The organism is Roseibium sp. RP-7 (assembly GCF_053005225.1).
Genome location: NZ_JBRKQA010000001.1, coordinates 1,075,588 through 1,101,231 on the forward strand (window position 1 = coordinate 1,075,588; position 25,644 = coordinate 1,101,231).

At 58.2% G+C, this 25,644-nt stretch carries 27 protein-coding genes; 8 read left to right on the forward strand and 19 right to left on the reverse strand.

What is annotated here, in order from left to right:
• The first annotated feature begins 57 nt into the window (after positions 1 to 57).
• Complete coding sequence (locus ACVDG9_RS04910; protein ID WP_447237395.1) at positions 58 to 768, forward strand: helix-turn-helix transcriptional regulator; 711 nt, start codon at positions 58 to 60, stop codon at positions 766 to 768.
• Positions 769 to 1,025: 257 nt separating this feature from the next.
• Complete coding sequence (locus ACVDG9_RS04915; RefSeq protein WP_055657970.1) at positions 1,026 to 1,751, forward strand: class I SAM-dependent methyltransferase; 726 nt, start codon at positions 1,026 to 1,028, stop codon at positions 1,749 to 1,751.
• Positions 1,752 to 1,769: 18 nt separating this feature from the next.
• On the opposite strand, the gene ACVDG9_RS04920 is transcribed toward ACVDG9_RS04915, so the two are convergent.
• Positions 1,770 to 2,588, reverse strand: coding sequence for a helix-turn-helix domain-containing protein (locus ACVDG9_RS04920; RefSeq protein ID WP_075283340.1), 819 nt, complete (start codon positions 2,586 to 2,588; stop codon positions 1,770 to 1,772).
• Positions 2,589 to 2,721: 133 nt separating this feature from the next.
• Here ACVDG9_RS04920 and ACVDG9_RS04925 point away from each other — a divergent pair, with 133 nt between their 5' ends.
• Both ACVDG9_RS04925 and ACVDG9_RS04930 read left to right on the forward strand, forming a co-directional pair.
• The gene (locus ACVDG9_RS04925) at positions 2,722 to 3,132 is read left to right on the forward strand and encodes a hypothetical protein (RefSeq protein ID WP_447237396.1); all 411 of its coding nucleotides are present in this window, start codon (positions 2,722 to 2,724) and stop codon (positions 3,130 to 3,132) included.
• A gap of 12 nt (positions 3,133 to 3,144) precedes the next feature.
• The gene (locus ACVDG9_RS04930) at positions 3,145 to 3,465 is read left to right on the forward strand and encodes a DUF1330 domain-containing protein (protein ID WP_062490148.1); all 321 of its coding nucleotides are present in this window, start codon (positions 3,145 to 3,147) and stop codon (positions 3,463 to 3,465) included.
• A gap of 84 nt (positions 3,466 to 3,549) precedes the next feature.
• On the opposite strand, the gene ACVDG9_RS04935 is transcribed toward ACVDG9_RS04930, so the two are convergent.
• The 8 genes from ACVDG9_RS04935 to ACVDG9_RS04970 form a co-directional block, all read right to left on the reverse strand.
• Complete coding sequence (locus ACVDG9_RS04935) at positions 3,550 to 4,350, reverse strand: hypothetical protein (RefSeq protein WP_447237397.1); 801 nt, start codon at positions 4,348 to 4,350, stop codon at positions 3,550 to 3,552.
• Between the two features lie 23 nt (positions 4,351 to 4,373).
• Positions 4,374 to 5,165 carry a transporter gene (locus tag ACVDG9_RS04940; protein ID WP_447237398.1) on the reverse strand — a complete coding sequence of 264 codons (792 nt, stop codon included), beginning with the start codon at positions 5,163 to 5,165 and terminating at the stop codon, positions 4,374 to 4,376.
• A gap of 134 nt (positions 5,166 to 5,299) precedes the next feature.
• Complete coding sequence (locus ACVDG9_RS04945; RefSeq protein WP_447237399.1) at positions 5,300 to 7,255, reverse strand: multiheme c-type cytochrome; 1,956 nt, start codon at positions 7,253 to 7,255, stop codon at positions 5,300 to 5,302.
• Between the two features lie 144 nt (positions 7,256 to 7,399).
• The gene (locus tag ACVDG9_RS04950) at positions 7,400 to 7,768 is read right to left on the reverse strand and encodes a hypothetical protein (protein ID WP_023001895.1); all 369 of its coding nucleotides are present in this window, start codon (positions 7,766 to 7,768) and stop codon (positions 7,400 to 7,402) included.
• A complete protein-coding gene (locus tag ACVDG9_RS04955) occupies positions 7,765 to 8,118 on the reverse strand; it encodes a hypothetical protein (RefSeq protein ID WP_447237400.1) in 354 nt (117 codons plus the stop codon). Before ACVDG9_RS04955 ends, ACVDG9_RS04950 begins: the two co-directional genes overlap by 4 nt.
• A 107-nt stretch (positions 8,119 to 8,225) precedes the next feature.
• Positions 8,226 to 9,194, reverse strand: coding sequence for an HAD family hydrolase (locus ACVDG9_RS04960; protein WP_083660723.1), 969 nt, complete (start codon positions 9,192 to 9,194; stop codon positions 8,226 to 8,228).
• A 110-nt stretch (positions 9,195 to 9,304) separates the two neighbouring features.
• On the reverse strand, positions 9,305 to 10,912 hold the full coding sequence (locus ACVDG9_RS04965; RefSeq protein WP_082809831.1) for an arylsulfatase: 1,608 nt from the start codon (positions 10,910 to 10,912) through the stop codon (positions 9,305 to 9,307).
• 41 nt (positions 10,913 to 10,953) lie between these two features.
• On the reverse strand, positions 10,954 to 11,232 hold the full coding sequence (locus ACVDG9_RS04970) for a hypothetical protein (RefSeq protein WP_075283323.1): 279 nt from the start codon (positions 11,230 to 11,232) through the stop codon (positions 10,954 to 10,956).
• A gap of 216 nt (positions 11,233 to 11,448) precedes the next feature.
• On the opposite strand from ACVDG9_RS04970, the gene ACVDG9_RS04975 reads away from it, so the two are divergent.
• Positions 11,449 to 13,254, forward strand: a complete 1,806-nt coding sequence (locus ACVDG9_RS04975; protein WP_447237401.1) for a tetratricopeptide repeat protein — start codon at positions 11,449 to 11,451, stop codon at positions 13,252 to 13,254.
• 125 nt (positions 13,255 to 13,379) lie between these two features.
• On the opposite strand, the gene ACVDG9_RS04980 is transcribed toward ACVDG9_RS04975, so the two are convergent.
• Together ACVDG9_RS04980 and ACVDG9_RS04985 are read right to left on the reverse strand one after the other, a co-directional pair.
• The gene (locus tag ACVDG9_RS04980) at positions 13,380 to 13,592 is read right to left on the reverse strand and encodes a hypothetical protein (protein WP_077290667.1); all 213 of its coding nucleotides are present in this window, start codon (positions 13,590 to 13,592) and stop codon (positions 13,380 to 13,382) included.
• A 182-nt stretch (positions 13,593 to 13,774) separates the two neighbouring features.
• Positions 13,775 to 14,464, reverse strand: coding sequence for a hypothetical protein (locus ACVDG9_RS04985; protein ID WP_447237402.1), 690 nt, complete (start codon positions 14,462 to 14,464; stop codon positions 13,775 to 13,777).
• A 211-nt stretch (positions 14,465 to 14,675) separates the two neighbouring features.
• Between ACVDG9_RS04985 and ACVDG9_RS04990 the strand changes: the two genes are divergently transcribed.
• Positions 14,676 to 15,329: a LysE family translocator gene (locus ACVDG9_RS04990; RefSeq protein WP_023001887.1), complete on the forward strand. Its 654-nt coding sequence runs from the start codon at positions 14,676 to 14,678 to the stop codon at positions 15,327 to 15,329.
• An 80-nt stretch (positions 15,330 to 15,409) separates the two neighbouring features.
• Here ACVDG9_RS04990 and ACVDG9_RS04995 read toward each other — a convergent pair whose 3' ends face one another.
• The 4 genes from ACVDG9_RS04995 to ACVDG9_RS05010 form a co-directional block, all read right to left on the reverse strand.
• Positions 15,410 to 15,682: a hypothetical protein gene (locus ACVDG9_RS04995; protein WP_006933467.1), complete on the reverse strand. Its 273-nt coding sequence runs from the start codon at positions 15,680 to 15,682 to the stop codon at positions 15,410 to 15,412.
• Between the two features lie 191 nt (positions 15,683 to 15,873).
• Complete coding sequence (locus tag ACVDG9_RS05000) at positions 15,874 to 16,284, reverse strand: TIGR02301 family protein (RefSeq protein WP_447237403.1); 411 nt, start codon at positions 16,282 to 16,284, stop codon at positions 15,874 to 15,876.
• A 60-nt stretch (positions 16,285 to 16,344) separates the two neighbouring features.
• Positions 16,345 to 16,791, reverse strand: a complete 447-nt coding sequence (locus ACVDG9_RS05005; protein WP_447237404.1) for an NUDIX hydrolase — start codon at positions 16,789 to 16,791, stop codon at positions 16,345 to 16,347.
• 59 nt (positions 16,792 to 16,850) lie between these two features.
• Positions 16,851 to 17,363, reverse strand: a complete 513-nt coding sequence (locus tag ACVDG9_RS05010; RefSeq protein WP_031269690.1) for a hypothetical protein — start codon at positions 17,361 to 17,363, stop codon at positions 16,851 to 16,853.
• 114 nt (positions 17,364 to 17,477) lie between these two features.
• On the opposite strand from ACVDG9_RS05010, the gene ACVDG9_RS05015 reads away from it, so the two are divergent.
• Both ACVDG9_RS05015 and ACVDG9_RS05020 read left to right on the forward strand, forming a co-directional pair.
• On the forward strand, positions 17,478 to 18,236 hold the full coding sequence (locus tag ACVDG9_RS05015; RefSeq protein WP_447237405.1) for an SOS response-associated peptidase: 759 nt from the start codon (positions 17,478 to 17,480) through the stop codon (positions 18,234 to 18,236).
• A gap of 78 nt (positions 18,237 to 18,314) precedes the next feature.
• On the forward strand, positions 18,315 to 19,190 hold the full coding sequence (locus ACVDG9_RS05020; protein ID WP_447237406.1) for a class I SAM-dependent methyltransferase: 876 nt from the start codon (positions 18,315 to 18,317) through the stop codon (positions 19,188 to 19,190).
• 107 nt (positions 19,191 to 19,297) lie between these two features.
• On the opposite strand, the gene ACVDG9_RS05025 is transcribed toward ACVDG9_RS05020, so the two are convergent.
• The 4 genes from ACVDG9_RS05025 to ACVDG9_RS05040 form a co-directional block, all read right to left on the reverse strand.
• Positions 19,298 to 19,729: a glyoxalase superfamily protein gene (locus ACVDG9_RS05025; protein ID WP_023001881.1), complete on the reverse strand. Its 432-nt coding sequence runs from the start codon at positions 19,727 to 19,729 to the stop codon at positions 19,298 to 19,300.
• 418 nt (positions 19,730 to 20,147) lie between these two features.
• Positions 20,148 to 21,611, reverse strand: a complete 1,464-nt coding sequence (gene dnaA / locus ACVDG9_RS05030) for a chromosomal replication initiator protein DnaA (RefSeq protein WP_447237407.1) — start codon at positions 21,609 to 21,611, stop codon at positions 20,148 to 20,150.
• Between the two features lie 947 nt (positions 21,612 to 22,558).
• On the reverse strand, positions 22,559 to 23,839 hold the full coding sequence (locus ACVDG9_RS05035; protein ID WP_447237408.1) for a glycoside hydrolase family protein: 1,281 nt from the start codon (positions 23,837 to 23,839) through the stop codon (positions 22,559 to 22,561).
• A 305-nt stretch (positions 23,840 to 24,144) separates the two neighbouring features.
• Positions 24,145 to 25,557, reverse strand: coding sequence for an FAD-binding oxidoreductase (locus tag ACVDG9_RS05040; RefSeq protein ID WP_447237409.1), 1,413 nt, complete (start codon positions 25,555 to 25,557; stop codon positions 24,145 to 24,147).
• Between the last annotated feature and the right edge of the window lie 87 nt (positions 25,558 to 25,644).

The following is a 25,644-nucleotide window of genomic DNA, read 5'->3' on the forward strand; positions in this document are numbered from 1 at the left end:
GGAGCCTTGCCGTCTCGCGTCTGTCCCCTTTCGGGGAGGACATGCTATCAGCATTTCATGAGCACTCCGGACGGACACACCACAGCCTGTCACATCGAAGCCTGCCTCGCGGATCTGGGCACGGATCGGTTTGCCCAGACCTTTGTCTCGTTTGTCGAAACGCTCGGTGTCGACCAGATCATGGTTTTTGCAATCGAGATCACGCAGGCTCGCTGCCTGCTGTCGTGGCACTTCAGCCGCTCCGTCATGGCCGGAAAACTTGCCGAGACCTATCTCGACGGCTGGTTTCTCAAGGATCCTCTGTTGCCTGATCTGGTGGCGTCACCGCCTCAGTCGGTGACCTTGAGCCGGCTCGCCGAGATCGAGGGCCGAATGAGCGCAGACTACCGGAAGCTCTTTTTCGAAAATCCCGGCATGCTGGCAAAGACGACATTGCTTGCGGTCGGAGAAAAACTGCGCCTTTTCGTCAGCCTCTATCAAAGCGATCCTGCCGCTCCCCTGTGTGATCCGGATCTTGCACGCCTTGCAGGCCGTCTGGCTCTGCTCCATTTCGAAAAGGCATCGGACACGGATCTGCCACCGCCTTTGGCGGCGCTCAGCGAGCGGGAGCGTTCGGTGTGTCTGGGCATCCTGTCAGGTCGCAAGGCGGAGGCGATTGCAGCAGATCTCGACGTCGCTCCCTCGACAGTCATCACATACCGCAAACGCGCCTACGCAAAGCTTGGCATTGCCTCCAGAGCCGGCCTCTTCGCAATCTGCGGGAAGTAGCTCCATCTCGCCAGGGCGAGCCGCGTCAGAGACCTGCAACTCGTTGACAGGCACCAAGGGCGCTCCTAATGATGCTCTCATGTGCGAAGAAGATACTCATATCGTTTCCCGGTTCGCTTGCATCCCAATAGGCGGGATGCAGGCTGATTGTGTACGCTGAGTTTCAAGCGTTTCGCGCACCTGCACCCCCGCCGGATCGGGCGGGGCTTTGCCTGTTGCGGTGCGCGCCGTCCATCGGCACTCTGATGGAGAAATAAATGGCACAAAACATCTATGACGAACCGGCCTTTTTTGAAGGCTACAGCCAGCTGCCCAGGTCGCAGTTCGGCCTTGACGGGGCTCCCGAATGGCCCGCTATCCGGGCACTGTTGCCGGAAGCAAATGGGCTGCACGTTGCAGATCTCGGCTGCGGGTTCGGCTGGTTTGCCCGCTGGGTCCGGAGCGCTGGTGCTGCGCATGTACTCGGTTTCGACCTGTCTGAAAAAATGCTTGCCCGTGCGCGGGACGAAACCGAAGACGATGCGATCGTTTACCGGACTGCTGACCTGGAAACCCTGAACCTGCCTCAGGCTGCCTTCGACCTGGTCTACAGCTCGCTCGCCTTTCACTATATCGAGGACTTCAACCGGCTGGCCGGAGAGATCTTCAGATCACTCAAGGCAGGAGGCAGTTTTGTCTTCAGCATCGAACACCCGATCTTCATGGCACCAGTAGAACCTGGATGGATCGAACTGAACGGCCGGAAGTCTTGGCCGGTCAACCAGTATCTTCGCGAAGGAGCACGGGAAACCAGTTGGCTGGCCGATGGCGTCGTCAAATACCACCGTACCATCGGCACCACGCTCAACACGCTGATCGCGGCAGGTTTCACGGTTGATCATGTGCTGGAATGGTTCCCCGGCGAAGAGCAAATCGAAGCCATGCCATCGTTGGCGGAAGAGATGGAGCGCCCGATGATCCTGATCGTCAAGGCACGCGTTTGAGTCCGGAGCGCGGGCGGTTCAGGAACGACCGCCCGCGCTTCCAGCGCTCAAGGCGCTCATCTGCCTTGCCGTTTCCTCGTCTGCGGGAAAGAAGGCCTCGATGGCGATTTCGGACAAGGTGACATCCACGGCCGTGCCGAACACCGTCGTGGTGCTCAGGAAGCTCAAGGTTCCGTTGGGGCCTTGCAGATAAAGCGGAACGGCGATGCGTCCCTTCTGTGACGGTACCTCGGTCCGTGATTTGCGCGACCGCTCCGGAGCCATTTCGGCGAGTTCCTCCCTGAGCGCGGCAAGCTTCGGGTCGGCGGACTGATCTACCTCATGTGCGAGGCGTGCAAGAATATGGGCGTGCCATTCACCGAGGTTGAGGATGCGTGGTGCCAGGCCATCAGGGTGCAGGCTGAGACGAAGCACATTTACCGGTGCTTCCAGCAGATGTGGCGCGACGCCGTCCAGCAGGGCAAAGATCGCCTGATTGGCGGCCTGCAGCTCCCAATGCCGGTTCACGGCAAGGGCAGGGTGGGGCAGATGTCCGTCGAGGATCTGCCGGACAACAGCGGTTGCCGCGGCAAGTTCAGGCTCATCCAGCCCGTGCTGCGGATATTGCGGGGCATGGCCTGCCGCAACAAGAATGGCATTGCGTTCACGCAAGGGGACATCCAGCTGTTCGGCAAGATGCATCACCATGTCCCGGCTTGGACGAGACCGTCCTGATTCCAGAAAACTCAGGTGGCGCTGAGAGATATCCGCTTCACTGGCCAGTGCAAGCTGGCTCATTCGCCGGTGTTGTCGCCACTGGCGCAGCAGGTCACCCGCCGTTTCCGCTGTTCGTTTCATGAGCATTACCCTGCTGGTGCAGTTTCGAAGATTCAATTACCTGCGAAGTAATCGACTTCAGAACATCGATTGGCAATCCTCTTGTCATCGCCACTCGCAGTGTGCGGGTGGATTTCACGAGTGGAGACAGATGATGACCAAATCGAATTCAGGTGTTCCGTTACAGGTGGTTCTACGGTTTGACGCGCTCACCTGTGCGGTGATGGGTGTCCTGCTGGTTGGCGCATCCGGATGGATTGCCGGATTGACGGCACTTCCAGGCGAGCTCCTTTTCTGGGCAGGTCTGGCCTTGTTTCCGGTAGCGGTTTTCATGGGAGTGTTTGCGTTTGCCGGTCAGGTGCCTGTCTGGGCGTCAAGCCTGGTCGTTGCCGGCAATCTTCTTTGGGTGCTGGCCAGTTTGCTGCTGCCGTTGGCGGGCCTGATTGCGCCCAATGTGCTGGGCTGGGCGTTCCTCTTGGCGCAGGCCGTCGTCGTGCTCTGCTTCACCTGGCTGGAGTGGAAAGCCGCAAGGCTTCAGCTCGCCATTGCGCAACCGCTTGCTTGAAGAGGCCGGACCATGACCTGTTACGCCATCGGCCATCTGCGCGAAATCGAAATGGGGCCCGACATCGTGGCCTATCTGGAAGGGATCGACGCAACGCTGGCACCCTTTGACGGTCGCTTCATCATCCATGGTGGCGAGAAACATCAGCTGGAAGGCGCGTTCCAGGGAGACCTCATCGTGATTGCCTTTCCTGACCGGGTACGGGCCGAGGCCTGGTATGCATCGCCGGCTTACCGGACGATCCTGCCACTGCGCCTGAACAAGGCGGTGGGCGAGGTGTTCCTGATCGAAGGTGTCGACGCGGATCACAAGGCAACGGATGTACTTTCGTGATCTTCCGGCGAAGTCGCAGCACGAAAAGGAAAGGCCGGTCCCGATGAGGAACCGGCCTTTTGACTTGTTGTCCTTGCCTGCGTCCTAGAAGCTGATGGCAACTCCCATCAACGGGCCGTGTGTGACCGTGTCATAGCTGAAGGCGGATCGGCCGGACTTGCCGTTGTCATAATCGACGCCGGTTGCCTTGTATTGCAGATGCAGCGCGACACGATCGTTGAAGTGATAGCCGACACCGCCTTGCAGACCCCAGGTGAAGTCAGACACCAGGCCAAAACCACCGACGTTACCACTGCCGAACAGCGACCATTTGGGTGCCACGAATACCTGCCCGCGAACGCCGATCACCGGATCGATCCATTGTTCGGTGATTGTTCGGGTAAAGGTGTTGGCCGGCGTGTTGGCACTGACCTTCAGCTGATTGTACCACCAGCGCCCCCCGGCATAGGCTTCGGCCCAGTTCCGGTCCTGATGCCAGAAGCGGTAGCCGAAGAAGGCTTCGGTCACCAATTGCTTGACGCCAGCATCAATAGTGCCGCCGACACGTGGGAAATTCCGGCCCTTGCCAAGGTCCATGTAGGCCACGTCCAGTGTTGCGCCGAAACGATTGTCGTAAAGCGCCTCGAAATGACCCATCGCCCCGAATTGTAGGTTCTTGAAAATGGTTCCGGGGGAAACGTCGAGCGACGTGTTGGGCAATCGGCCGATACGGCTGTTTCCCTGAATGGTCGGAGCAAGCAGGTAAGGCGCGATGACGAATTTCCACGCTCGGTCGACACGCACATCCGGTGTGTCAACCGGAGCAGGCGCTTGGGCCAGATCGGCAGCCTGTGCGCCCTCGGACAGCAGGCTGGCCAAAATCAGAAGAAATGCAGCTCTTTTCATATTACCCCGCCCCTGTTGGGTCCTTATTTCGGGAAAAGAAAGGTCACTGCAGCCCGTGCGCCGAAGCCTTCCGGGCCGTTGTCGGAACTTGCCGCATAATACCGAACACCTGCCTGAAAGCTGATGGGTTGCTTGTCGATGGTCACAAGTTTGGCAACCATGGCGTTGATCGGCACGGACCATTCGTCCGACGTCCAGTCATAGGTGCTTTCCGAGTTCAGCGTGAAGGTCCAGGCGTCGTCGGTCGTGTAGGACAGGAACGGCTGCAGGAAGGTCGAATTGACGTCGCTACGATTATCGTCACCTGCGTATGACCAGACGTGGTTGACTAGCCCGCCATAGGTCCACGGACCGGATTGACGCAGCACAACGCCCGTCGGACCGGCGCCCCATTTGCGGGTGCTCAACAGGTCGTCGGTACCTGTGGGCAGCAGCAATACCGGACCAAGGCCCCAGATGATCCCGCCGGACGTTGGCTCCTTTGGCGAAAGGAAGAAGCTCTGCGTTGTGTCGCTGAGACCGAATTGCGTGCCTGAATTTCCGGCAATGTCATCCTGCCAGACAACGGGCAGGATCGTTCGAGAGATCAGGTTCCAGTCCTCGTTGAGCGAGAACGGCACCACGGGCTGTATGTTGAGCGTGACCTTGTTGCCGTCGGCAGGGCCAAATCCGTGATCGTAATTCCATTGAAACGGGACGCTGATGAGCGACGCCACGGGATTGGAGAGTTTCTTGGCAAGTTCGGAATCCTGAGCACCTGCCGGTGTCATCTGGAAGAAAAGCGCCAAAGCGCTCAAGGTAACCAATTGCTTCATGGTCTCATGCCTTCCATGCTCAAGAGAACTGCCCTTGCAGGGGCCTGATCATCTATGTGACCCAGAAGATCCTTCCGGGTTTTGTGGGTGTACTTCTGGAAATGGCAATCAGGAGTATAGCACGCCTTTTCGACTTATTGCTGTGAAAGCTGTTGCCTGTAGGATTGCAACGTCGGGTCCGAAGGATTGGCAACCAGGGCCTTTTGCAGACTGAGCTGCGCTCCCGCCATGTCACCGACTGCCATCTTGATGCGTACCTGCATTACCCAGGCATTGATCATTTGCGGATCCAGCAGCGTGACTTCCTCAAAGGCTGCTATGGCTGCCGGGATATTGCGAAGAACGAGCGCAGTTCCACCAAGCACGAGCTGGGTCTCCGGAAAATCCGCCTTGTTCGCGAGTGACTGCTGCCATTCGGTTGTGGCTCTGGACGCAGCCTCGGCCATTTGGTCCGGCATATGGGCAATCGGAGCGCCGATCATGAGACGGGCCGCTGCAATCCGGACGGCTTTGACCGGATCACTCAAGGCAGGAATGATCCGCGGAAGCCGCTGGGTTGTCGGAACCGGTTGCTGTAACGCCAGCGCTCCGGCGCGGACGATTGGCTCCGGATCTGCCAAAAGGTCGGTGACGGCCTCGGAGATCTCCGGTGTCACAACAGGCAGCAGCAGGTCCAGCGCGCTCGCCCGCACGATGCCCGGGTAGCTTGCCTGATGGGCAACTGCCAGAAGGTCCGCGGCGTTCACGCCCGGGTTCTGCCGTGCCGCCGAAAAGATCTCCGCAAAATGCGGCCCACGGTGACGACTGTCCGGAAACCGCGTTTCAAGTTCTCCCGCCGCCCAGGCGGCAGACTTGTCGGCGTGGCAGTCGTTGCAGGCATTCGGCGTGCCGAGCTTTTCCGAAAGATCCGGCCGTGGAACGCGGAAGGAATGATCTCTTCGCCCGTCGATACCCATATAGACGCGCTCGATCATGTGGCAGGATTTGCACTCGGCGCCCGGCGTCTCCGGCTGATGGAAATGATGGGAAGGGTCGTCATAGAGCTTGCCCGTCAGCGACGGAAACGCCTCGTTGCCTGCGGGACTGTGGCATTGTGTGCAAACGGCGTTGCCTTCCGCGCGCAATTCCCCGCTGTGAGGCTCGTGGCAATTGCTGCAGCTCACGCCCTTGGCATACATCTTTGACTGCAGAAATGAGCCGTAGACATAGACCTCGTCAAGGATCTGCCCATCGGCGTGATAAAGGCCTTCGCGTAGTGGCGATAGCCGGTACGCATCATGGAACGGTGTGCCAGGCAACGGATTGCCGTCCTCGAAGGCTTCGCGGCGCGAATGACAACCTGCACATTGCTGGATTTCCGCTTCCGGCTGGCCTTTTGCAAACACCGGCAGAAGACCGGTCGGCCCGGTTCCGGGGAAGGGGCTTTTGCCGTAGGTCTCCGGGTCTTTCGCCCAGGCAAGATGGGCGGCCCCCGGTCCGTGGCAGGCTTCGCATCCGACGCCGATTTCCGCCTGCCGGCTGGAGTAGGTCCTGGTGGCGGGGGCATAATTCTTTTCAAAGCCGGTGGCGTGGCACTCGGCGCAGCGGGCGTTCCAGTTCTTGTAAGGTCCGGTCCAATGCAGCCCGTCTTCAGGCGGTGGAGCATCGTCTCCGTAAAGGTGGTACCAACGCTTGTTCTGCTGGTCCCAGACCACGTCGAAAGACTGAACCCGTCCCGGTTCCGTTTCGACAAGATACTGTTGCAGCGGAGCAATTCCGTCGACGCCGATCACCTTGAATGTTTGCGTCTTTCCCGGAACGTCGCTCGTTTCGATGAAATAGTCGCCGTCGCGTGTGAAGAAGCGGCTGGTGCGCCCCTTGTGCGTGAACTGCGAATTGTCGAAGTCCGCGTCGACCGTATCCGGTCCGGGCTCCATCCATGCCTTGGAATGGTGTGAAGCGCGCCAGGCGCCGGCCTCCGCCTCGTGGCAACCGGTACATGTTGCTGTGCCGGCATAGTCCGGAACAGCAGCAGAAAGGTTTTCGGCTGCATTGGCACTCTGGAACCAGAGCACGGCAAGGAGCGCGACGAGCAATCGGGTGAACAACATTCTGTGCGCTCAAACCTCTCCGTCAAAGCCGCTGGGTAAAACGAGACGTCTGACTGCCGGCACTGCCTGGCGCTTGTGCAGGCTCCATGCGGAGAAGCTGCTGCCTACCGGCTGCTTCTCCGCACGGCTTCGTCTCGATGTTGCCTAGTCGAGGTCTGAACAGGGAACGACGTGTTTCTGGCCGGCAGCATCCGTTACCTGGCAACCATTGTCGCTGTTCGAACTGGCGATTGCAGATCCGACCAGCGCACCGGTTGCTGCGCCAACGGCCGCTCCGGCCAGGTAGCCGCCAGTCGGGCCGTAATAGGGGCGGCCGTAGTAGCCATGGCTGCTGTTGTTTTCCACGACCACGTTGTGGCCACCATGATACCCGCCGTGATATCCCCCGTGGTAACCCCCGTGATACCCGCCATGGTATCCGCCGCGGACAACGTCATGGGACATTGCGATCCCGCTGCTGCCGAGGAGCAGGGCAGCGCCAACACCAAGAAGTCTGATCGTGCGAAGCCTCATTCCTTTTCCTCCAGTTCCAGCGTTTCCTTGACGTCTTCCCAATAGGCGAGCCGCTCGTCACAGTTGATGCTTTCCAGATCGCGAGCAGAGCCAAAACCGACGGAGGCCGCATAGTCGTAGGCGGCATCTTCACCGTGGTCATAAAGGACGTGCACAAACAGGTGGCGGGCCTGGTCACGGAACGCCTTTTTCTGGTCGTCCGGAGTGCAGGCGTAGGCATTGCCGACATCCAGTCCGAGTGTCCGCATGCGCTCTTCCATGCGTTTTTGTATCTTTTGGGGATCGTGCGCCAGCGCCGGGCCGGCAAATGCCAGTCCTGTCATGAGGGCGAGGCAAAAAATTCTTTTCATGATCTATCCTTGCAGCTTGCATCGCCCTCGGTCTGTCCCTTCAGGTCTCCGAGCCGGGCGCGGTGCACTCCAGTTGCTGTTCAATTCATGTGTCTTTTCCGGTTAATCTATTCCGGAAAGATCTGCTTCCAATCGTCTTTCATGCTGATGATATGCCAACCTTCCTTCGGGGCGTCGTCCAGCCCCTTGTTCAGCGACCCGAAATGGGTATCACGATCATAAGCATATTCTCTATCTGCATCATCATGATGGACAAACATGCCGAGGCGCTTGCCGGAACCGGCAGTCGTGTATTGCAGCATCTGATAATCGCCGTCGGAGTTGCCGAAGGCTGCCAACGGGCGTTTGCCTATGTGGGTCAGGATGCCGACGGGCTTGCCAGCCTTGTCGTCGACAAAGGCAATCTTGGGTGTCCGCATCAAGGTTGGAACGCCGTCGACCACCTCGTATTCAGTGACAATCGATGAGCCGACCACCTGCTCAGGCGGTATACCGTAGATCTCTTCGGTCCAAGGACGCATGAATTCGATGCCGCCACCGGAGACGATGAAGGTCTTGAAGTCGTTGGCACGCAGATAGGCGAGAAGTTCCAGCATCGGCTGATAGACAAGCTCGGTATAAGGCTTGTCGAATTTCGGGTGCTTGGCGGTTGCGATCCAGTCGGTGACCGTCTTTTCGAACTCGTCCGTACTCATCCCGGCATGAGTCGCTGCGACGATTTCCGTCAATCCCTTTTCACCAGCCTTGCCGAGGGCTTCCATGTCGTTTTCCAGAACGGCCTGGAAAGGCTGGGTCGTCTTCCATTCCGGGTGGTCCGGTGCCATTGCCTTCACCCGGTCGAGCGCGAAAGCAAGCTGGGTGTACATGGGATGCTCGACCCACAAGGTGCCGTCATTGTCGAAGGTTGCGATCCGCTCTCCCGGTGCCACGAAATCCGCGCCACCTTCGCTCGTTACGGCTTCGACGAATTCGACGATCGCCTGCTTGTTCGCGCCATCGTTCCACGATGGCAGCGGGTCGGTTTGTGCAAGGGCACCCGATATCCAGACGCTTGCTCCCAACAGGCCGGAGACCATTGCGCCAAAGAGGAATTTGACCTTCATAGCTGCAACCTTCCAAATTCGTGTTGTTCAACGCGATGTCCGCCCCGGACGTCGCCGGGGCGGACGCTCATTTACTTCGAAGATCAGTTGCCGGTCGGCAGGCCGATCGAGAAACCGTCCTTGGCAAGAGCCTCCTGAACATATTTGAACCGCTGATACTGGCTGAGCGTGATCGGACCTGTATAGGTTTCCGACTGCAGCTTGCGCGGCGGATATTTGACGTAGGACTTCATGAGTTCCGTCACCTCGTTGTTGATCACCGGCAAATACCAGGTGCGTTCGGTGAAGTTGTTCATGAACATGTCATAGCGCTCCTGCGGATCGTCCAGCAGGTTGAACACCTGCGGAACAGTAGCAACATAGCTGTCGGGACCCTTCCAGCCAAGGTTGCTGTCGACTGCCAAGCCGCCGGTGGTTGCGCCATCGTCGCCGCGCAGGTTGAAAACGGCCTTGTAGTTGCCGACACGCGCTGCCCCAGGGGAAAGCTCGTTCTCGGTGAAATAGAACCACGCTTTGCGGCCGGAGTCTCCGGAACCTTCCCATACAGGTGTCATGTCGTAGCTGTCGAACATGATCGGCTGGCCTTCGCGGTCTTCGGTCGGCAGCGTAATGCCGGCGGCAGAAGCGAAAGTGGCCATCAGGTCGAGACCGCCGACAACAGCGGCACTTTTCGTGTCCGGTTTGACGTGACCGGGCCAGCGGACGATTGCCGGAACGCGGTTGCCGCCTTCACGCACGGTGCCTTTGGTGCCGCGGAACGGCGTGTAACCGGCGTCCGGATAAACGTCCTGCCAGGCGCCGTTGTCCGTGGTCCAGAAGACAATCGTATTGTCGGAGAGACCGAGCTCGTCGAGTTTATTGACCAGATTGCCGATGCGGCTGTCCAGCTCGACGACGGAGTCTGCATATTTGGTCTTGGAGATCGATTTTCCTTCAAACTCCGGCGCCGGCATGTTCGGCTGGTGCACCTTCATGAAGTTGACGTTGATGAAGAACGGCGTGTCCGGTTTCTTGGCAGCTTCTTCCAGAAACTCGAGCCCCGCCTTTTCGACGTAGCCATCGAAATAGGGAATGCCGACCACACCCTTGTCCGGCGTATCGACGTATTGGCCGTTGATCTTGAAGTCCTCTGTCGGCTTTTCACCGGCCTTGCCGGAGAGCGACCCCTTTGTGACCTTCGCGAACATTTCGCGCAGGTCCTTCGGCATATCCGGGAACCAGGTCGGATCGGCATAGGTGTAGGCGTTGAGGTGGTAAAGACCGACGTATTTCATCACGTCATAGCCCTGGGCATTTGGCAGCGCGTAGTCCGCTTCACCAAGGTGCCATTTGCCGGTGAAATAGGTGTCGTAGCCACCGGTTTTCAGAACCGACGCCAATGTCCACTCGGCAGCGGGAAGGCCGCCACCCTGACCCTGGAAGGCCACCGTTGTCATGCCGGACCGGTTGGGAATACGGCCTGTCTGCATGGCGGCACGTCCCGGCGTGCAGCTGGGCTGGGCGTAGAAATGCGTGAACATCATGCCGTCGTCAGCCAGCTTGTCGATGTTCGGCGTCGGCATGCCGCGGGCTTCACCGCCCAGATACGGGCCAGTGTCGCCGTAGCCGGTATCGTCCGACACAATGAAGAGGATGTTGGGCTTCTTTGCGTCTTGCGCGAAGGCGACACCTGACAGCGCTGTGCAGGCCATGCCTGCGACCGCCAGTCCGGTTACTATTCTGGTCAACATACCTAATGGCTCCTTTTTGGACCATTCGTGGAGTAGGCCGATGACGGCCCGTCGATAGGTGCGCTTCCTGTCAGGAAGCTTGAAATTTCCCGTTCAAGTTCTTCAATCACGGAGCGATAGTCGGCAGCCTTTGCTTCATCGTTCTGCCAGCGTTCGAGGGCGCAACATGCGGTTGCGTAGTCCTCGCACAGTGACAAGAAGGCAGGATGAGAGTTGCAGAGGCGGCGGACGGCAAGTTCGTCCACGTTGAAACGACGCATGATGAGAGCTGCTGTCGGCATGACGACATTGCCCCGTTGTCGATGGCTCCAGGAAAATTCCACCAAGATTACCTACGGGATTCAAGCCACTTACAAGGTATGAACAGGTACGAACGGGAGTCTTATGCAATCTGTTGTTCGTCTTTTTGCGTTAAGTCACTTGTTAAAGATGACAAAGCTCATGGCATTGGACTATCGTTCGGATAAAGTTATTTTCCGGCACTTTCAGGGGGAAAGATGCGGACTGGCAGGCAACAAATAGTTGCAGCGGGAGATGTGGAGGAGTTCGATTGCCCGGCCCGCGTTCGGGAGGAACTATCCCGTGTCCTGCAAAGCGATCATTTTCACGCAACCCCCAAGCGCCGCGCCATGTTGACGTTCCTGATCGAGGAAGCGTTGGCCGGGCGCGCGGACGCCTTGAAGGGCTACGCTATCGGATTGGCTGTCTTCGGTCGTGACGAGAGCTTCGATCCGCAGTCCGATCCGATCGTGCGTCTGGAGGCTCGCCGTCTGCGCCATGATCTGGACAGCTACTATATTGCCGAAGGTGCGCGAAATCCGATCCGGATTTCCATTCCCAAGGGCCAGTACGCACCGAAGTTTCATGACAATCTGGCCAGTGTAACTGCACGGGACGGCTCGACCACCGGCAACGGCGAGACGGCGGATTCTCATGTGCTGGAAGAGACCAAAGCGCCACCAAGACCTCCACGAACCTCGCCCAGGCTGCCTTGGCTGGTTGCCGGAGGAGCAGTCCTGTTGGCACTCCTGGCTCTTGGAGCGCTTGTCGTGATGCACTTCGTGCCGGTACAGCAGGAGCGTCTCGAGGCTTCGAAACCGTCCGTGATGGTTCTTCCATTCAGCGTGACGTCGACGGATCCAGAACAACAGATACTGGCGGCGGGTATTGCCGAGCAGATCATGACTGCCCTGAGCCGGTTTCCGGACTTCCGTATTTTCTGGCCCCCCGTCGGAACCAAGACAGCCGAAACCTTTGACCCGGTTGAAATCGGCCGGCGAGAAAACGTCTCATTCCTGATTACCGGGTCTGTCGGATCGGAAGACGGGCTCATCCGTGTCAGTGCGAAATTGGTGCACAGCTCCAGCAAGCGGGTGCTCTGGTCCGGTAGCTACGATCGCATTCGCAGCCGAACAACCCTGCTGGAAATCGAAAAAAGCATCGCTTCGGAAATCGCGACCATTGCCGGTCAACCCTACGGTGTTATCAAGTCGGAACTTGCCGGTAGCCTGCCTGTCGGAAGTGAACCGAGCAACGACAGTTTCGAATGTGTGCTGCGTGGCTACGTCTATCGCAGGAACTTTTCAAGGCAACTGCACGCAACAGTCCAGGAGTGCCTGAACAGCGCAGTCAAACGTGACCCGGGTTATGTCGAAGCCTGGGCCATGCTGGGCTGGCTCTATCTGGATTCTGCACGCTTCGGTTTGGTCGCAGACGGAAAAAAGGAACTTGCCTTCGACAGCGCCCTGAACGCCGCGTCACATGCCCTCAGTCTCGATGGCGACAACATTCTCGCACTCAAGGCGCTTTCCTCGATCAATCATTACATGGGAAATATTGAGGAAGGGGAAAGGCTCGCCAAGAAGGCGCTCGATCTCAATCCCAACGATCCGGACACGCTGGCTCAACTGGGCTGGCGACTGGCCGTGGTGGGCAAGTTCGAGGAAGGCATTCCTTATCTGGAAAAGGCGATCGAGCGTACGCGGAACGCGCCTGGATGGTATTTTCACCTGATTGCCATAAACCACATGCTGAACGGCCGCTACGCCGAGATGCTGACGGCCGCGAAGAAGGGTGTTCTGGATGGATCAGGGGTGAGCTGGTGCCTCGTTGCTGTTGCCCAATCGAAACTTGGCAACAAGGCGGCAGCTCGTGCTGCGTTGGAAAAGATGGCGGACGTTTCTCCGGGCTTGGGCCGTGACCCAGGTACTTTCCTCCGCTCCCATCAGGCGAGCGAGCAGATTGTCAGTTCCCTGATGGCAGGACTGAAAGAAGCAGGCTGGACCGCCGCTGCCGGACAGTGAGGTTCGGCATTTTTTTAAATCAGTAAAGGTCGCTGGCTGGCGAAGCAGCTCGGAAGCTTTCCGGGACGGTTGTGCTGTTTGCGGCAGCCGTTCCGGAAAGCGTGTTCTGAACTAGTCGCGGGTGGTTAGCAGCCCGGTGTCATCGAAGTGCCTTCGGACATTTCGCCTGCGCAAGCGTCCGGGTCGCCATCCGGACCCTGGTCCACTGAACTCAGGCCGCCGATCGGAGGCGCCGCGCTACCGTTCTCCAGGCCGTCGCCGGACTGGTTGCTGGATTGGCAGCCGCCCAGGGCCAGAAGCGAAATCAGAAAGGCAGCAGAGAAAAATCTTACAATCATATTGGTCACTCGCATGCGCCGCAGATGGCGGGAGTTGGAAGGCGGGGCGCAAGTGCGTGCTTTTCGGGTAGTGAACTTCTTGCGCTCGTATTGATTGTCACGATTTTTTGTATTGCTGCAATAGCCCCATCGGTACAGGCGCCCGATTTATCTGGCGGTTTGCGTTCTGAGAGCTGCTATTGTCAGTCACCGGCTACGAAGTAATGAAGCGTGCCGTCAGGACCGATGCCGACGCGATAAAACGTCCAGGCACCGAAATCCTGCATTTCAGCAAAGTCACCTGCGGTAACGATCCGGAATAACTCCACTTTCTGATCGGGTGTCAGATCGTGAAGGGGGTAACGGGCAAAATACGGCCAGAGATACATTTCCTGGGGTGTGCCTGCATCCACATGCAAGAACCCTGCATCCATGATGTCGGCGAGAATGGCCAGGATCTCGAAGCCTTCGCCGTCACCGGAGATTTCCTTCAGAAAGTCTATCGGGTCGTCGATTTGCCCGAACGAGACCGTAGGAGGCAGTTCGTTGCTCTCGAACACCATGCGCAGCCGTTCCATGTTGCCCGAAAGCGCTGCTTCCTTCAGCTGGGCTTGCATGCGCTGCACAGGCTTCGGCAGATAGGACGTGCTGTAGAGCACCTGAGGCAACTCGGCGCTGGCCGGCGCAGGTGCTTTGGAACCTTCTGCGGCTGCCGGCTCTCCAGCTTCGGGCGCTGCGAGGTCTTCCGCCGGAATTGCGGGTGCATTTTCAGGCTCGGACGGCGCAACCGGAATTGTTTCCACCTGGACAGTCTTGGCGAAACCAGGGGCTGCGAGCGCTGTGCCCGCCAGAAGAGCGGCGGCAATAACCGCAGCCTGATAATTCCGACTCATGAAAGTTCCTCGTTTATCCGCACCTGCCGGTCCCCGTCGTATAACACTGGCACAAGCAGGCATCGCCCCGCGCCTTTCCTTAAACAATTCATGCGAGACTGAAAACATCGGGACTGGAATTTCCTCTTGTCTTGTCACGACGCCGCGGGGCCGCTATCGAGAGGTCCGTTCGCTTTAAAAGTAATATCAAGGGTCTAGAAAAGGACCGGCCGTGTCGTTTTTCGAATATGCGCTGATCGGGTTTTTTGTTGGCATTATCACAACAGCCCCGGTTGGTCCTGTAAACATCATGGCCATTCAACACGCCGTGCATGGCGGGTTTCGACAGGGTGTCTTCGTGGGGCTGGGGGCTGTCGTTGCCGACACCATCTTTGCGGCTGCTGCGATTTTCGGCATCTCCGCTGTCACCAATTTCATCGAAGGCCAGTTCGACCTCATCGAGATCGTCGGCGGAGCTCTGCTGATTATTTTCGGCATCAAGATCTGGAACACCCATCCGCATCTGACCCGGAACGGCAATCCGAGAGAACATGGATTTTTGGCCGACGCCACCGCAGCCTTTTTCATGGCGATCACCAATCCGGGTGCAGTGCTTGCCTTCGTGGCGATATTTGGCGGTCTCGGAGACTATCGCCCCCAGACGGGGGATCATTTCGGCGCATTGGTGATGGTTGCCGGTGTCACGGCAGGGGCGACCACCTGGTGGGTGCTCGTCTCGGCATCCGTTTCACACTTCAAGTCGCGTATCGACGATCTCTGGCTGGATCGTGCCAACCATATTGCCGGATTTCTGCTGGTCGTGTTCGGCGCGCTGATCTATCTCAAGCTGGCGCTCGAAGCGGCAGGCGTTGGGCTAATCACGTAGCACGGGCCAAGCGTAAATACACCTGAATCAAAAAGGCCGGGCGACCGGCCTCTTCAGAATGCGTGTCGTGAGCGTGCGTTTTACTGAAGTACGCGGTTCACGGTATAGTCGCCCTGCAGGATGCGGTCCGGCAGGCCTTCAGCCAATTTGGCCACGGCATCTTCACCATAGGCAGCAACCAGATCCGCAAGTGCAGTGAACATCGCCGCGTGAGCGACGGCGTCCGCATCTACACCATTGGCGATGGCTTCGGCCCAGGCGTCGGAAATGAAGCCGAGTGCAGCACGTCTGATGTCTTCGTCTTCAGCAAATTCGGCTTCCATTGCCGCGTCGGCGTAATCGTCGTTTATCATTCGCTTCCTTACCGGTCCTTCCCGAACGCAAGAGGGACAACTCCCGCGTGTTCCTGCCCCGAATCTTGAGTAATGATCCTAGCACGGCGAACCGCGCTGATAAGTAACCGTGAACGCAAACTTAACGGCCACCCACAAATTTGATTCAAAAGGTTAACCAACTCGTAACGATTTGAAGATTTCTGCGAAAATTACCGACCATAGCGACTGGTGACGTCGCTGATGATGACCTCGCCTTCGCTCAAGTACTGTCCCATTGCGAGACGGGCAGCCTCTGTGCACTCTCGGTAAGCAACTGAGAAACCACGATAACCCTGGTTAAATCGCTCAATGAACCTTCGGCGGCGATTCTCGTCCAGCGTTTCAGCGTCCAGGAAATCTTCCATGCGGTCACGCCAGCTCGGGTTATCGCTTTCCTTGCACAGCGGTCGCAGGAAATGCAGCGCTCCGAATATCTCCGACAGACGCATGAGTTGCTGTTCGTAAGGGGGCGCGTCGATCGCGGTTTCCTGCGCCGATACAACCTGCGCCGGGCACATGGCCGCAAGGGCCAGAACAACAGCAGTCCGGGACAGGAAAACTTGCATTCGGCGTTTGATCATGGGCGGATCATGCTGAACCCGGCGCCGCACCGCAAGCACTATGGCAAGTTGATCCAAAGATTAGAGGTCTGGTTGCTTGGCTGAAGGGATAGCCAGGTGCCGCCGAATGCGGTCCGGCGTACCGGGTGTGGTCAACAGCCCGTCGAGATCTTCCAGGCTGACCCAGTCGAGCGCGGCGGCATCATCGGCGGCAACTGCAGTTCCCGATACATAAGGCCCACAAAAGACAGTCAGGATGAAGTGAGTGACGACACGGCCGTCATCATCTCTCTGGATGGAATCGAAGGTCTCGACAGGTTCGCTGATCGCGGCAGTGACACCGGTTTCCTCCAGCAGTTCACGCGCGGCCGCTTCCTGAAGGGTCTCCCCAAGCTCGATCACTCCACCAGGCAAACTCCAGTGATCCTTGAAAGGAGGCTTGCCGCGCTTCACCAGCAGGGCACGGCCATCACGATGGCACAGGACACTGACACTGGCGCGTGGCGCTTCCGGATAAAACCTGGACATGGAACCTCGGCGGACGGAAAGACGGCTGATTCTGCCCGGGCACAATAATCCCCAAGGCGTTATGCGAACAGAGCGTCGATTTCCGCCTGTGCGCCTTCGCCTTCGTGCTGCGTCGCTTCGGGTTCCACATGGCCGTGGATGACGGCACCGGCAACGGCTATCAGCGGCTTGATTTCGTTCGTGGCCCGGTCGGCAATGTCAGTCGCAATCATTGCGGGATCCGGTGTCTCGCGCAGCTGGTCCTGAATCTTGCCCACGAGCCTGTTTATGCCCGCAACCTGTTTTTCCAGGTGTTCGCGCAAGAAGTTCGGGGCGGCATGATAGGCCATGATGGCCAGGTTCTTGTCCTTGAAACTCGAGTTCTCGAAATGGCCCTCATAGTCGAGCGGCTCCCACTCCAGAACATCTTCGGCGCAATCCGGCATATCCGGCAGCATTTCCAGAAGCATCATGACTTCATTGAAATGGTTGAGATAATCGGTCGCCAAACCGGTTTGGGGATTAATGTTTGCCTGTTCCAGCCTTTCGGCTGCCAGCTCCCCGGCGCCCAAAACTGGATGCAAACATTCCATACCGGTCCCCCTGTTATTGACTTGGGGCCTACGGTACTTCTTTTTTATTTCCAATTGCCTAACTTGGCGGAACCCTGTTTGCCCCGCTTCAGGGGCCCCAACCGGAGAAAAACGATGTGCGGCCGCCTGGCTCTGACGACACCACCGGATGCTGTGCGCAGCTTCTTCGACTATGTCGATCAGCCCAATTTTCCGCCGCGATACAACATTGCGCCAACCCAGCCGCTGGCCATCGTGCGGCAGACGCTCGACGGCACACGCCGCTTTCATCTTGTGCGTTGGGGCTTGATGCCACCCTGGGTCAAGGACCCGGCAAGCTTCACACTTCTGATCAATGCCCGGGCGGAAACAGCGTCGCAAAAACCGTCGTTCCGCAATGCCATGCGTCATCACAGGTGCCTCGTGCCGGCGTCCGGCTTTTACGAGTGGCGTCGCACGCCGGAAGGCAAGCAGCCTTTCTGGATCCGTCCGGCGGAGGGCGACGTCATGGGCTTTGCCGGCCTTTGGGAAACCTGGTCCGATTCCGATGGTGGTGACATCGACACGGGCTCAATCCTGACGATCCAGTCCAACCGGATGATGTCTGCGATCCATCACCGGATGCCGGTGATCCTGAAACGGGAAGATTTCGGAACGTGGCTGGATGTTGCCAACGTCGACAGGCGTGAAGCCGAAAAGCTGCTGCAGCCGATAGAAGACGATTTTTTGGTCGCGACGCCGGTCTCCAACCGGGTGAACAAGGTGGTCAATGACGATGCTGATGTGCAGCGCGAGATTTCGCCGGAAGAAATGTCGGTGCCCTTGAAAAAGGTTGCCAAGCCGTCAGCTGCGGAGAAATCGCAGGAGGACAAGAACCAGCTCGATCTGTTCTGAACCGTCGCAGGCATCAGAATTGCCGTGCAAAAGTCGGCTCATGGCTGTAGGGCAGGGGCGCAGCCGCAAGGATGGATCATGAGCAACGACGATACGCCTGAATTTGAGCTAGACGAGGCCTTGGAAGACGACGCATCGGAGAACGAAGCGTTGGCCGAAGCCTATAATCGAGGTCTCGCCCTGCAGAAATCGGGCGATCTGGCAGGTGCCGCGCAGGCCTATCGCGAAGCCCTTGCGCTGGACCCGGACGACCCAGGCGGCGTCAGCATTCGTCTGGCGGCAATCGGCGCGGAAGCCGCCCCTCAGAAAATGCCGGATGCCTATGTCGCGACCCTATTCGATCAGCACGCAGATGTGTTCGACGACATTCTGGTCGATGAGCTTGGTTACTGTGTGCCTCTGCTGGTTCGCGATCTCGTCCAGAAGCTTGAGATTGGCCCATTCGATCGATTGCTCGACCTTGGCTGCGGCACGGGTCTTACAGGTATGGCTCTTGCCGATTGCACGGGCCACCGGACCGGCGTCGATCTCTCCGAGCGGATCGTTGAACTTGCCTATGACCGGGAAGTCTATGACGACCTTTATGTGGGCGAGGCCGTCGCATTCCTTGAGGAGTTCGAGGAAGACGATGGCTCTCGTCCCGGCTGGGACATGATCGCGGCAACCGACGTGTTTCCCTATCTGGGGGCGGTTGAACCATTTCTTGCCGGTGCAGTTGACCGTCTGAAACCGCGCGGTTACCTGGCTTTCTCCACCGAAACCCAGTCTGAAGAAGCGCTTGATGGGCGCCCCTACATGGTCGGGCCGAAAAGCCGGTTTGCGCAGGGGGAAGGCTATATTCGCTCATCTCTGGATGCGGCTGGCTTCGACATTCTCGCGATGGACCCCATCACCGTTCGTCTCGAGGACGGAGACCCAGTCCCCGGGCACCTTGTGATTGCGCGGCTGCGCTAGAGCCCATGCGCTGAAGAGCATCTCTTCGGTGCGATATTCAACGGGAAGGCCAGGGATCATCTGCCGTTCCATCATGGCCGATGGCACGGCAGACTATTGCCTTTCCGTCAGTCGGCCCTTTGCATGCGCAGATAGGGTTCACCGTCGGACGTTCGCTTGACGGCGACACCGTCACCGTTGATCAGAACGACCACCCGGCTGCGAAAAGCAGAAAAACTGTCGAAGGTGACCACATCCACCGGCGTGTCGAACTTGATGGTCACCCGGTACTGGCCTGCCGGACCAACCCGTGTCAGCGACAGCACCTCTCCTTCGAAAGGCTGCTTCATGTAGGTGCCCGAGACACGGTTGCCGACGGCAAACTGCATCTGGTTTGGTCTGGCGGCTGTCGCGGATACGGTGTTCCAGTCCTTGAAGCCGTATTGGGCGGACAGGAGTTCGAGCGCCTGGCTGTGGGAAATATCCTGCCCCTTGGCAGCTAGCGCGGCGCGCAGGCGCTTGGCCTGTGCTTTGAGATTGGCAACGCTGGGCAGCGTCATGGGATTACCTTTCCAAGAAAGGCAGGCGGTAAGGTGTTCGCCAATTGGCGGCGACCCTTCATGGGGCCCGCGTTGCCATCAGCCTGCACTGTCTCGTGAAGGTCGATCAAAGCTGCAAGATGTCTTGCGCAAGGGAATTCACCATGGCCGAAGCCTGCGGGCGGCCGGTTCCCTCAAACCGGCGCAAGGCATACGCCCCGGCTCCAGGTCTGTCAACGCGGCAAAAAGAAAGCCGCTGGCGCGGCTTCAAGGAGAGGGAGGTTAAGATGAAACACCCGGCGGTTCTTACCGCCTGAGTTCGACCACGCCCCGTCGGACGCAGAAGGGTGATTGCCCTGAATTGGGGGCAGGGCAATCGCGGAGACGGGCAAGCCCGCCGCCGCAGGTTTTCCGAGGGAGGGGTGTCCCCGGAAACAGATCAGGCGTGGACCAGCCGCTTCAGGAGTTCGACTTCCTGTGCAAGGGCCTTGTCCTTGGACACCATGTCCTCGATCTTGCGGACCGCATGCAGCACGGTGGTGTGATCACGGTTGCCGAACCGCCGGCCGATTTCCGGCAGCGAGCGTCCGGTCATCACCTTGGCGATATACATCGCGATCTGGCGCGGACGGACCAATGTGCGCGCCCGGCACGACGACAGGAGATCCGCCTTGGTAACGCTGAAATGCTTGCACACCACCTGCTGGATCTCTTCCACCTTGATGGAGCGCGGCTCGCCGATCCGCACCAGGTCGTGCAGGGTCTTTTCCGCCAGGTCCATCGTCACTGGCTGTTTCGTAAGCTGGTTGTGAGCGAACAGGCGATTGAGAGCGCCTTCCAGGTCGCGGGCCGAAGCGATCACGTAGCGGGCAATGTAGTCGGCTACATCTTCGGGAACGGAGAAGCCCGGATGTGTGCGACGCGCCGCGGTGATCCGCTTCTTCAGGATGTCGTGGCGCAGCGCATAATCGGTTGACTGGATGCCGACAACTTCACCTTTCTGGATCCGGTAGCGCAATGTATCGCCAAGCGTATCGAGGTCTTCAGGCGAGCGGTCGGCTGCCATGATGATCTGGGTCGGCGACTCCATGAGCAGTTCCAGCGTCTTGCTGAACTCGTCCGCAGCCTGCTTGCCATGCAGGAACTGGAGATCGTCAACCAGGAGCAGGTCGATGGAGCGCATTGCCTGGCGCAGCACCGGGAAGGCCGGCGTTCTGAGCGCAGGCACCAGGTGGTACATGAAGAATTCAGCCGACAGATAGGCAACCTGCCGTCCTGTCTTGCGAGCTTCGGCCGCCGCTGCCTGCAGCAGGTGGGTCTTGCCGATGCCGGTGGACGAATGGATATAAAGCAAGTCCAGCGTGCCCTGGTGGCCGGCAGCCATCTGGCGCACGGCGGCACAGGCAAGGCTGTTCGAGGCGCCTTCCGCAAAGGTGTCGAAGGTCAGCTTCGGATTGAGAGACGCACCGTTCAGGAAATCCGCCGCCGCATCCTCGTTGCTGTCCGCAAGGCACGGAATGACCGACATGCCATGGGATGCGCCGAATTGAGGCGTGCTGCTGAAGGGGCCGGGACGGCCGCTGATCCGCCGGGCGGAGATCGCCTTGGGGGCAAGGCCGACATTGAGTTGACGAGGACGCAGAGCACCGCGAACGGTCAGCTCGATGCGGTTGATATCGTCCTGCTCGCGTTTCCAGAGGCCGACGAGCTGCTTCTCGTAGTTGTTCTGGATCCAGTTTTTCAGGAAGCGGGTGGGCACCGACAGGCGGACTGCATCGCCCGTGGTTTCTTCGTGTTTTACTCTGCCGAACCAGTTGGAAAATACATCGTCACCGAGCTCGTTTCTCAGTTCCTTTTTCACACGATCCCATTGATCCGAACCAGCTAAGTTCTGAACCTGCATTGTGGCCTCCATTGGAGGGACCGTTTGGAACCGCTCCCCCCCTGTGCACTGTCTATGAGCAACGACGTTCCGCCTCGCTGCCCGTTTCTTTCGTTAGGTCTTTTGCCCATTTTGGGTCTCCAGACCGGATGGCTTATTAGCGCCTATGAAACACCATTAACCTTTTGCTTACCATATTTACAAATAGCTTATTTTTATGAGGTCATAGACGTTTCATATTGTAATTTTTGTAGATGACGGGCACTGCGCATGTAAATTTTACATAGCGAATCTTGCGTTTCGTCATCGTCAGGACATGCCGCAAGTCCCGACTCAGTTGTTCTCCTGTTGCTGTTTCCGCTCTGCCTGTGAGCTTGAAGACGATTTTAGGAAAAATTTAACTTTTCAGGATTTTTTCTGCGAGTTTTCAAAAGGACGCTGTCAAATTAAGAAGTTTAGCCAAGGAAAAAGCCGGCTTAAATCGAAAGATCATGTCGTTTATGACAGGGGTGCGTACGCGCCGGTTCACCCGTCACATGGTCACTGAATCGGCTACCATTCCCTCCAACCGGTCTGGCAGGTCCGTATGGTGGTGGAAGCTGGGGAAAATGGGACGCCTGAAAACGAGCTTTATGACCGGCAAAACCAGAACCCGGGCCTGGTTGCCGTTCCCGTAAACTGCTGACAGATCAGGATCCTGGCCGTATCAATGCATACGTTGATGGGGCATTCGTATTTGGCAGATCGAACGAACCTTATCCCCAGCACCGAGGAAACTTCGGCAACCTGCCAGTTTTGACAATTGATCCCTTGACGCTGTTGCGGGCGGAGCATGCCTTCCCGGCACTAGGTGCTTTTACATAGCTGAGACCTGGCGCTTTCCAAGTAGAGATCAGTAAATCACGAAGTTCGGCTACGCCGACGTGGCGAAACCGGCTTGGGGTGCGCCGGCTCCGCAGCTTGTCAGCTCAAGTTGTCGTCTTGAAAACATTCGCAACAGTCGAGAACAGATTGTTTCTGTTCGTGTGCACATCTATTGGAAACTTTGGGCCGGTGTTCGCCCAGATGGGCGCGTCGTTGGGCAGGCCGGGACCCCGTTGCACCGAAACGAGGCCAAAGCCGTCGTTGTCCCAGTACCCGTTGGGGAAACCGGGCGCAGGCGGGCCGCCCCACCAGGTGTAGATGTTGGGGGCTTCAGGCTGGTTCCACAGTTCATCGCAATATTCGAAGTAGTAAAGCCCGATACAAAGCGGATGAGCAAAGGCCTGAGGCAGCATTTTCTGCGCAACTTGCGCCGCCTTGCTGCAGGTCTGATCGTCGGCATAAATGGTCCCGGGGTTGTTCGGGTCCCGGTGACTGGTTGCCGGCATGCCCCACTCGGTGAAGAGAACGGGTTTCAACGCCTTTGGCGGCAGGCTGCCGTAGTCCTTGAAGATGCTTTCAAAGGTCTCGGTCTGGTAGGTGTTGACGCCCCAGAAGTCGATGCTCGGGCAGTTCTCCATGTAGGAGGACGCCTTTAGGGGAATGTTCGGGTCGTCGTGGGTGGCCATGCCGGCCAGCTTGCCAGGAGCTTCTTCCTTGACGATGGCAGCCATTTTCTCCACCTGGCCCCACCAGAAAGTGGCCCATTCCGGATTGTTGTAGCAAACGTCGGCGCCGTCCTGTTCGTTCTGAATGGTGAACCCCATCACCGCCGGATGATCTGCTACGGATCTGACGGTCTCCCGCAGGACATTCGTCCAGTAGTCGATCTCTACCTGTGAGGCCTGGTCGTATTGGGTCTTCCAGAACATCGTGGCAGGCAAGGGGATGCCGACCAGGACGGACCGGCGCATCTTTGCTTCTGGCGGAGCAGACTTGTCCCAGGCCAGGTCCAGAAAATTCTTATGCGTGAAATAGTGACCCTTGTCCCACGGGGAAGGGAAGGTTCCGTTGCCTTCCAGTTGCCGTGACAGCATGCAGTAGACCCGCAGTGCATTGTTGTGGAGGTTCCTGAAATTGGGGAAGTCGCGGGACAGCAAGGGTGACCAGCTGGAAATGAAAGTGGAGCCTGCTTCGAAGTCGTCCCAATACCAGTCACCCAGGGCGGGGGCGTAGGAGTTGGAACCGTTGATCGGGGCCGGGGAATAGCAGACCCCTTTTAATTTGACCTTCTCGGTCGTGGGCTGTTGTCCGTCTTCGGTGAGTTCGCAGTAAAGATTTGCGGTTCCATTGCTGTCGACGGAACATGTCCATTTGGTTGTCGTCATGGTGGGTCGCCTGAAATAAAGGGTTTTTGCGGAAGTCTTGCGCTCAGAAATGAGATACTTTTTCGTGCAATCTCACAATAATGCAACCAAAGAGTGCTGAATAAAGCTTTAAGAATACATCCCTCATTGAAGCGGATTTGGAATGCAGGCCACGCTGGCAAAGCCGCTTTGACTTGAGAGGTTCGGACAGCGCAAAAAAATGCCGGCGCTTTTGGCACCGGCACTTCTTGTTTGTCGAAATCTGCGGATGACCGGCTTTCAAACGTGCGGACGTAATGTCTGCCCTCAAGAGCAGGCCAAGCGCCCTAGAGGACGCGGCCCGGGTTCAACAGTCCCTTGGGGTCGAATGCGTCCTTGATCCGCTTCATGAGATCCAGCTCAATCCCCTGCTTGACGTCCTTCAGGAGATCGCGCTTGAGGCGGCCGATGCCATGCTCTGCGGAGATGCTGCCGCCGAACTCGCCGACGATGCCATGAACAATGGTGTTCATCTCATCCCATTTCGCCAGGTAGTGTTCCTTGTCGGCGCCCACCGGCTGGCTGACATTGAAGTGGATGTTGCCGTCGCCGATATGACCGAACGGAACAGGCCGGCATCCGGGCACGAAGTCCTCTACCGCGGCCATGGCCTTGTCCAGGAAGTCCGGGATCGAGGCAACCGGCACGGAAACGTCATGCTTGATCGAGCCACCCTCGGGCTTCTGCACTTCCGACATGCCGTGGCGGATGTGCCAGAAATCCTGAACCTGGGTCAGGTTCTGGGCAAAGGCGGCGTCTTCCACCAGGCCTTCTTCAAATGCTTCGCCGAGAATGCTCTCCATCAGGTCCCGCACCGGAAAAGCTTCAGAACCACTGGACAGCTCCATCAGCACGTACCAGGCATGTTCGCCCTCGAGCGGGTCTCGTGCACCTTCCAGGTGGCGCAGGCAGAATTCGACGCCAACGCGCGGCATGATTTCAAAGCCGGTCAGAACCGGTCCGGCCTGAGCCTTGGCAAGGGTGAACAGCTTGAGGGCGGCGTGCGGATCCGGCAGGCCGACAAAAGCGGCCTCCAGCTTCTTGGGCCTGGGGAAAAGTTTCAGCGCTGCGGCTGTAATGATGCCCAGAGTGCCTTCACCACCGATAAATAATTGTTTCAAATCATAACCGGTATTGTCCTTGCGCAGGGTTCTGAGACCGTTCCAGATCTCCCCTGTCGGCAGCACCACCTCGAGGCCCAGAACCAGATCGCGCGTGTTGCCATAGGCCAGAACGGCGGTCCCGCCCGCGTTCGTGGAAATGTTGCCGCCGATCTGGCAGGAGCCCTGCGCCCCGAGCGCAAGCGGGAACAACCTGTCGACGTTTTCAGCTTCATTCTGAAGCGTCTCCAGCACCACACCGGCCTCGGCCGTAATGGTGAAGCCGGCCGGATCTACCGCACGAACCTTGTTGAGGCGTGACAGCGAAAGGACGATTTCATCCCCGGTTTCCTGCGGAATCTGGCCACCGACAAGGCCGGTGTTGCCGCCTTGCGGCACGACCTTGAGATCGTTCTGATACGCATAGGTCATGACGGCGCTCACCTCTTCGGTGCTGCCCGGGCGCAGCACCATGGGAGTGACGCCCTGATACAGGTCGCGCCATTCGGTGAGGTAGGGAGCCTGGTCGTCCGGACTTGTCAGAACGTTGGCTGCGCCGATCATCTCGGCGAAGCGGTCGGCATGGGCAGTACGCTCCATGAGCGGGGTCCTCGTGAAGTTTAACAGTAAAATTCGGGCGCCAACATAGTGTCTGAAAGCGCTGGCGTCGACGGTTCATTCCGTCAC

What these genes read in the sequence shown, in the direction of transcription:
- ACVDG9_RS04910 (WP_447237395.1), top strand. Translation starts at nt 58, where the DNA reads ATGAGCACTCCGGACGGACACACCACAGCCTGTCACATCGAAGCCTGC.
- ACVDG9_RS04915 (WP_055657970.1), top strand. Translation starts at nt 1,026, where the DNA reads ATGGCACAAAACATCTATGACGAACCGGCCTTTTTTGAAGGCTACAGC.
- ACVDG9_RS04920 (WP_075283340.1), bottom strand. Translation starts at nt 2,588, where the DNA reads ATGAAACGAACAGCGGAAACGGCGGGTGACCTGCTGCGCCAGTGGCGA.
- ACVDG9_RS04925 (WP_447237396.1), top strand. Translation starts at nt 2,722, where the DNA reads ATGACCAAATCGAATTCAGGTGTTCCGTTACAGGTGGTTCTACGGTTT.
- ACVDG9_RS04930 (WP_062490148.1), top strand. Translation starts at nt 3,145, where the DNA reads ATGACCTGTTACGCCATCGGCCATCTGCGCGAAATCGAAATGGGGCCC.
- ACVDG9_RS04935 (WP_447237397.1), bottom strand. Translation starts at nt 4,350, where the DNA reads ATGAAAAGAGCTGCATTTCTTCTGATTTTGGCCAGCCTGCTGTCCGAG.
- ACVDG9_RS04940 (WP_447237398.1), bottom strand. Translation starts at nt 5,165, where the DNA reads ATGAAGCAATTGGTTACCTTGAGCGCTTTGGCGCTTTTCTTCCAGATG.
- ACVDG9_RS04945 (WP_447237399.1), bottom strand. Translation starts at nt 7,255, where the DNA reads ATGTTGTTCACCCGATTGCTCGTCGCGCTCCTTGCCGTGCTCTGGTTC.
- ACVDG9_RS04950 (WP_023001895.1), bottom strand. Translation starts at nt 7,768, where the DNA reads ATGAGGCTTCGCACGATCAGACTTCTTGGTGTTGGCGCTGCCCTGCTC.
- ACVDG9_RS04955 (WP_447237400.1), bottom strand. Translation starts at nt 8,118, where the DNA reads ATGAAAAGAATTTTTTGCCTCGCCCTCATGACAGGACTGGCATTTGCC.
- ACVDG9_RS04960 (WP_083660723.1), bottom strand. Translation starts at nt 9,194, where the DNA reads ATGGTCTCCGGCCTGTTGGGAGCAAGCGTCTGGATATCGGGTGCCCTT.
- ACVDG9_RS04965 (WP_082809831.1), bottom strand. Translation starts at nt 10,912, where the DNA reads ATGGCCTGCACAGCGCTGTCAGGTGTCGCCTTCGCGCAAGACGCAAAG.
- ACVDG9_RS04970 (WP_075283323.1), bottom strand. Translation starts at nt 11,232, where the DNA reads ATGCCGACAGCAGCTCTCATCATGCGTCGTTTCAACGTGGACGAACTT.
- ACVDG9_RS04975 (WP_447237401.1), top strand. Translation starts at nt 11,449, where the DNA reads ATGCGGACTGGCAGGCAACAAATAGTTGCAGCGGGAGATGTGGAGGAG.
- ACVDG9_RS04980 (WP_077290667.1), bottom strand. Translation starts at nt 13,592, where the DNA reads ATGATTGTAAGATTTTTCTCTGCTGCCTTTCTGATTTCGCTTCTGGCC.
- ACVDG9_RS04985 (WP_447237402.1), bottom strand. Translation starts at nt 14,464, where the DNA reads ATGAGTCGGAATTATCAGGCTGCGGTTATTGCCGCCGCTCTTCTGGCG.
- ACVDG9_RS04995 (WP_006933467.1), bottom strand. Translation starts at nt 15,682, where the DNA reads ATGATAAACGACGATTACGCCGACGCGGCAATGGAAGCCGAATTTGCT.
- ACVDG9_RS05000 (WP_447237403.1), bottom strand. Translation starts at nt 16,284, where the DNA reads ATGATCAAACGCCGAATGCAAGTTTTCCTGTCCCGGACTGCTGTTGTT.
- ACVDG9_RS05005 (WP_447237404.1), bottom strand. Translation starts at nt 16,791, where the DNA reads ATGTCCAGGTTTTATCCGGAAGCGCCACGCGCCAGTGTCAGTGTCCTG.
- ACVDG9_RS05010 (WP_031269690.1), bottom strand. Translation starts at nt 17,363, where the DNA reads ATGGAATGTTTGCATCCAGTTTTGGGCGCCGGGGAGCTGGCAGCCGAA.
- ACVDG9_RS05015 (WP_447237405.1), top strand. Translation starts at nt 17,478, where the DNA reads ATGTGCGGCCGCCTGGCTCTGACGACACCACCGGATGCTGTGCGCAGC.
- ACVDG9_RS05020 (WP_447237406.1), top strand. Translation starts at nt 18,315, where the DNA reads ATGAGCAACGACGATACGCCTGAATTTGAGCTAGACGAGGCCTTGGAA.
- ACVDG9_RS05025 (WP_023001881.1), bottom strand. Translation starts at nt 19,729, where the DNA reads ATGACGCTGCCCAGCGTTGCCAATCTCAAAGCACAGGCCAAGCGCCTG.
- dnaA (WP_447237407.1), bottom strand. Translation starts at nt 21,611, where the DNA reads ATGCAGGTTCAGAACTTAGCTGGTTCGGATCAATGGGATCGTGTGAAA.
- ACVDG9_RS05035 (WP_447237408.1), bottom strand. Translation starts at nt 23,839, where the DNA reads ATGACGACAACCAAATGGACATGTTCCGTCGACAGCAATGGAACCGCA.
- ACVDG9_RS05040 (WP_447237409.1), bottom strand. Translation starts at nt 25,557, where the DNA reads ATGGAGCGTACTGCCCATGCCGACCGCTTCGCCGAGATGATCGGCGCA.